This is a genomic window from Mycoplasma sp. CB776 (genome assembly GCF_054343395.1).
On record NZ_JBTGVD010000035.1, the window covers coordinates 1 to 5,653 of the forward strand.

2 protein-coding genes and 1 rRNA gene are annotated in these 5,653 nt (G+C 23.9%); 2 read left to right on the forward strand and 1 reads right to left on the reverse strand.

Going from position 1 to position 5,653, the window contains the following annotated elements:
- Positions 1 to 315 precede the first annotated feature (315 nt).
- Positions 316 to 1,557 (reverse strand): beta-N-acetylglucosaminidase domain-containing protein, encoded by a 1,242-nt coding sequence (locus ACXX86_RS03920; RefSeq protein WP_458561179.1) that lies wholly within the window; start codon positions 1,555 to 1,557, stop codon positions 316 to 318.
- 213 nt (positions 1,558 to 1,770) lie between these two features.
- Between ACXX86_RS03920 and ACXX86_RS03925 the strand changes: the two genes are divergently transcribed.
- Positions 1,771 to 5,127: an exo-alpha-sialidase gene (locus ACXX86_RS03925; RefSeq protein ID WP_458561180.1), complete on the forward strand. Its 3,357-nt coding sequence runs from the start codon at positions 1,771 to 1,773 to the stop codon at positions 5,125 to 5,127.
- Positions 5,128 to 5,390: 263 nt separating this feature from the next.
- Positions 5,391 to 5,653: ribosomal RNA gene (locus ACXX86_RS03930) — 16S ribosomal RNA — on the forward strand; the annotation flags it as partial.

Genomic DNA, 5,653 nt, shown 5'->3' on the forward strand with positions numbered 1-5,653 from the left:
ATGAATTAAACAATAAAATTAACTAAGTATAGAAATTTAGTAAAAATTTAGGATTAAATTAATTAAAGAATATATAGAAACGCAAAAAGAATTTATAAAAAAATTAGATGATTTAATCCCCTCCAACATTTTCTCTAATAATAAATTTTAACCTTACTGGCCTTTGGTTCTTCGGCCTGAGAAAGAACGCTCCCCTTAATTGCAATTAAGGGGCGGGGGGGTTAAAAAACATCCCTAAAATTTATATATTAATTTTAATTAAATAATTAAATTGATACAATTGATAATTTGTGATATCATTAAATTAACACATATTTATAAAAAGTGACATTTTATATCTGTAATTACATCAATAATATTTCATTTAATAGTTCCTTTATTATAGGAACTTATGGTATTAAACATAATATTAGCTTTTTTACTAGTTACACGATTAAAACTATCAATAAATTCATTATTAAAATTGTAGTGATTTTCTTTTCCTGTCATTACAATTTTTATTTTTTCATTAAAATTAGAAACATAATTAGGAATAGATTCATCACTAGAATTGTTTAAAAAGTAGTAAATGTTGTCGTTTAAATCATAATTTTCTTTTATTTCTGTAAGTCAATTTGTTAAATCATTTAAAGATTTTACTTGAAGATCGGTAGTTAAATTATTTTCAGAAGAAGCAACAAATCCAAAAGATTTAATTCCTATATTAATTAATTGTTTAAGTTTTCCTTTTAAAATTTCTAAATCAGAACTATAATTATCGCCACCATTTATAGTTTCATATTGAAAAAAATCAATATTATGTTTTTGTGCAAAATTAGAAAGTTCTTTTATATTCTGAAGTTCCTTTTCAGAATATAATTCTCTTCATTTTTCGCTATTTTTAGGATTGTTTTTATCAAAGAAAGAATAAATATTAAAACCATTTTTGCTAGAAATTTGAATATTTTCTTTAATTGTTTCCATACTTAAATTTAAATCATCATAAATGGCCCTGTTAGGAATGTCAAAAAAATCATTTAATTTAAAATTTTGAATAGCTAAATTATCACTATTTTCAATAATATCTTGAATTTTTTGAATACCATAGTATATTCCTCTATCGTTTTGTGCTGTTAAAAAGAAAATATTTGCATCATTACTTTCAATAAAGTATTCATCATTATGATTAGTTTGAAATTCAAAAGAAACAGAATAATTTTTAAATAAAGAATCTATATAATCATTTTTTGTACTTGAGTTTGAAATAACAATATTGGTCTTATTCTCTTCTATTTTAGAAGAAATGGAAATATTAAATTCTTTTGCTTTTAAAAAATCTATTAAAGAATTTAATTCATCATTAATTTTACTTTCACTAGTTACAAAATTGATATCCTTTTTTATTACTGTGTAACTATCTTTATATTGAATATTTTTAGCTAAAATATTTAGGTTAAAATTGTAAATATCACTCTTTTGATTATCTGTATTTTGCTCTGCAGAAAGGAAAAATGAAAGAGGAATTATTGGTGATAAAACAAAAGAAGATTTGATTATATTTTTAATTTTTATTTTCATAAACACTCCTATAATTAAAAATTATTTTTGATAAACTTAAAAAATATAAAATTTATATTTTTATTGCAAGATTGGTGATTTTAATATAATTACTTATATTTTAATTATAATGAATATATTTAAAATTAACCAAAAAAATGATTTTTATATAAAAAAAATGTAATTTTTTGATAATTTTTAATCGAATAGATAAAAAGTGTTAAAATTTTTAATATGAAAAAGAGTGCTAAAAAAACAATATTAATTCTTGCTCTTTTAGGAACTACATTAACATCTGCTTCGCTCTCTACATATTTTTTTGTAACTTCTAAACAAAGTAAGAATGATAATAAAGATCATAAAAATGACTTATCTAATTTAAATAATTTTCATTTTAATACTAATGAAAATTCTAAAAAAGATGTTGTAGATAAAAAAGATAATTCTACACAAAATGAAAATAAAGAAAATGTTAAATTTTTTAATTTTTCCATTTTAAAAAAAGATGAAAATCTTTTAATGTTATCTATGAATTTTTCAGGATTTAAAACAATATCCACAAAAAAATTTAAATTAAAATTATTGGATAACAATAAAATAGAACAAACTGTAGATAGCTTTACAATTAATGAGCAAACTAAAACACTTAGTTTTTATATGAAAAACCTAACTAAAAATAGAAATTTTGATGTGCAGTCAGTTGTTATTGAAGAAAACGAAAATAAAGAAATTATCAATATAAAAGGAATTTCGATCACATCTCAACCTTCATTAACACAAATAAATTTTAAAAATAGTAAAATATCAAATTTAAGTGAAAATTCAGCAATTTTAAATTTTGAATTAGATTCAAAAGATGGAATAATGATAGATGATAATAAGCAATTAGAACTTAAATTTAGTTATAAGCAAAATAATTTAAGAAATTATATTATTTATAAAGGAACTTTAAACAAAATACAAGGAAAAACCTTTATAAAAGTAAATTTAAATAATTTATCATCTGGACAAACTTATTATCTTGAAGATATAAAATTTGTTAAAAAACCAGAAGAGTTATTTAAAAATATCAATAATAATTTTGACAATAATATTTATAATTTGCACTCTAATAATCCTTCAAACATCCTTTTTAAATTCAAGACTTATTCTGATACTCATTTTAAATCCAATGCTAAATTTGATTTAAAAATTTCTAGTAAACTAAATGCAAATCCTTTTGAAAATGAAAATAGTGAACTTACATATGTTTTAAATGGAGTAGTTTTAGATACAAGAAAAATTGAATTAAGTAAAATTAACGATAGTATAAAATTAAAATTTACTAAAAATAATAATGGACAAAACGAAGAAATATATGCCTCTGATTTAGAATACGATGAAGATAATAATTCTTTATCTTTTAAAATACAAAATTCCCAAAAAGGGGAAGATTATGTTTTAGAAGATGTTTCCATCAAAAATAAGGGAGAATCTTCTTTTCAAACTTTAAATATTGATAGCGTTAATAGGGAATTTAATGTGGAATTTCCTTTATCTAAAACTTTAGAACCCGATTTAGTAAATTCTAGTGCTTGAGAAAAATCACAATATAAAGACTATGTTTTTGTGGACTTAAAATTAAAAAATAACTGAAATAATCAAAAAATTACTAATCTTCTTAATGATTTGTTTTCAAACAATTTTGACCAACAAAAAAGTAAATCTATAAAAAATGCTTTAGTAAATTTGATAGAAAACAATTATGAAAAACTTATTGATAATTACGGAATAAAAATTGATAATAAAGCAGTAATTTTAAGATTATCAATAAGTGATAAATCAAATTTTTATACAGAAGATAATGGAATATTTTATTTTGTACTAAATAATACGGCTTTAGTACTAAAAAATACAAGTGACATTGATGAAAAATTTGAAATAGCCAATAAAAATAATTCAAAAAACATAATAGTGCTAAAAAACCCGTATATTAGTCACAATATTAAGGGAAAAGTAATTGAAAATGAACACTTTAAATTAAAAAGACTTTCTAGTGAAACATTATTTAAACACAATGAAGATCACTCACACTCCTATCGTATTCCAAGTGTTATAAAATTAGCAAATGGTGATTTAGTAAGTTCTGCTGATAAAAGAATTGAAAGTGAAAGGGACTATAATAACTCTATTTCTCAAGTAGTTAAAATTTCAAAAGACAATGGTAAAACTTGAAGTCAAAATTATGATGTAGTCAAAATTGTAGTTCCAAAAAGAAACAATGGTGGAATTGCAATAGATGGAATAATTAGCGAAATAAAATATTTAGATACCACTAGCAATAGTTATAAACATAAATTACAGTTAATTTTCGATGTTTTCCCTGGAAAAGATACATCTGTTGTCAACTTAAAAAGGGGAAATCCTTGATTTTACGTTGGAAATAATGCTTATTTAAAACTATGAACTAAACTCAACGATCCTAACTCATTTGATTCTAGAGTTTCAGTCTTGAAAGAAGTAGATGGAAGAAAAAATTGATTCAGAAGATACATTTTACCAGCAGGAGTTGGATTTAATAGTAGCTTTACAGAAAGAACTGTTTTAGAAGAAACTAACACATATGTGGATTTAAGTTATCACAGTGACACAAGAACCATCACTGGTTCGGTTTATGAAAATGTTCAAGAAACTGATTTTGATAATCCAGAAATTTTAAATTCTAAAAAAACAATCCACAGTGTTCTTGATGAACCATACAAAAGTGGAGCGGTTAGACCAGAATATGCAATTTACGCTCTTGCTCTTAATAGCCACGTTGCATCTTTAGAAAGTTTTGATGGCGGTCAAACATGAACTAACTTGACTTGAATGGATGAAAAATTTAGTAGTTCGAGAAACGAACATCCTTTTGTTGGAACTGGAGTAGGAAATGGAATTCAATTACACCATCAACAAAATTCTAATTTAAATGGAAGAGTAATTATACCTATGTATTCACTTTCAGACATGTTTTTATTATATAGTGATGACAATGGTCAAACTTGAAATGAAATTAGTAAACCTACCGGTTTTAAAGCAAATTTATCAGAATCATCCCTAATAGAAGCTAATGATGGAGCAATTTATTGATTTTTAAGAAACGCAGGTGGATGAAGCACAGACAGAAACAAATTTTATGTTTCTAAAAGTATAGATGGTGGTTTAACTTGAAGTTCTCCAGATGGAAATTCTTTGGCAAAAGGTAAGGATATAGTTATTGATCAAAACTATGATGGAAATGTTTTTTCAGGTATTAGTTATTTTAATTGAAAAAATAAAGATTACTTTTTATTTGCTTTACCAAAAACAGTTGCTAGAAGAAATGGAGCACTTTTCATAGCTAATAGTAATTTTGATCAAATAACCGAATTATTTAAATATGATGATGAACAAAAAGAACATTTTGCATACAATTATCCTTTAGTGGTTAACCAAACAAATGATTATATAGATTTTATTTCTTTATATGAATCTTCTCAAATTTTTAAAATTTTTAATGGAGGATTTGATGGTGCAAGAGAGCAAGGTGAAGAAATACAAATCGATAGATTTAGATTATGAATAAAATAGTAATTTCAATTTACTATATATATAATATAAAAGACATAAAAAAGAAAAAAATTTCACAAAAATATTTTGATTTTTTCAAAAATATTGTAGAATAATAAAGCAATTTAATTTTGCGACACTTTATAAAAAATAAAAAAAACATAAAATATTTGGTTTTTTTGAAAAAAGTGTTATAATTAAACTTGTATGATTTTCACGCAAAATCATTATGAAAATTAGATCTTTCAAAACTAGATGCAATAACCATAATAAACACACAAATCAATTTCAAGAGTTTGATCCTGGCTCAGGATGAACGCTGGCTGTGTGCCTAATACATGCATGTTGAACGAAGCAGTGCTTGCACTGACTTAGTAGCGAATGGGTGAGTAACACGTACCTAACCTACCTTTAAGATTGGGATAACTACTGGAAACAGTAGCTAATACCGAATAGGGGTTTTCTTCGCATGAAGAAAATTTAAAAGAAGCCTCAAAGCTTCACTTAGAAATGGGGGTGCGGAACATTAGCTAGTTGGTAGGGTAAA